At 52.4% G+C, this 635-nt stretch carries 1 rRNA gene; it reads right to left on the reverse strand.

What is annotated here, in order from left to right:
* Positions 1 to 635 (reverse strand): 16S ribosomal RNA (locus RAH41_RS22450); the annotation flags it as partial.

Raw genomic sequence — 635 nt, forward strand, 5'->3', positions numbered from 1 at the left:
CTCTGTCCCCGAAGGGAAAGCCCTATCTCTAGGGTTGTCAGAGGATGTCAAGACCTGGTAAGGTTCTTCGCGTTGCTTCGAATTAAACCACATGCTCCACCACTTGTGCGGGCCCCCGTCAATTCCTTTGAGTTTCAGTCTTGCGACCGTACTCCCCAGGCGGAGTGCTTAATGCGTTAACTTCAGCACTAAAGGGCGGAAACCCTCTAACACTTAGCACTCATCGTTTACAGCGTGGACTACCAGGGTATCTAATCCTGTTTGCTCCCCACGCTTTCGCGCCTCAGCGTCAGTTACAGACCAGAAAGTCGCCTTCGCCACTGGTGTTCCTCCAAATCTCTACGCATTTCACCGCTACACTTGGAATTCCACTTTCCTCTTCTGCACTCAAGTTTCCCAGTTTCCAATGACCCTCCCCGGTTGAGCCGGGGGCTTTCACATCAGACTTAAGAAACCGCCTGCGCGCGCTTTACGCCCAATAATTCCGGACAACGCTTGCCACCTACGTATTACCGCGGCTGCTGGCACGTAGTTAGCCGTGGCTTTCTGGTTAGGTACCGTCAAGGTGCCAGCTTATTCAACTAGCACTTATTCTTCCCTAACAACAGAGCTTTACGACCCGAAGGCCTTCATCG

Origin of the sequence: Gottfriedia acidiceleris (assembly GCF_036421055.1) — a bacterium.
GTDB lineage: Bacteria > Bacillota > Bacilli > Bacillales > Bacillaceae_G > Gottfriedia > Gottfriedia acidiceleris_C.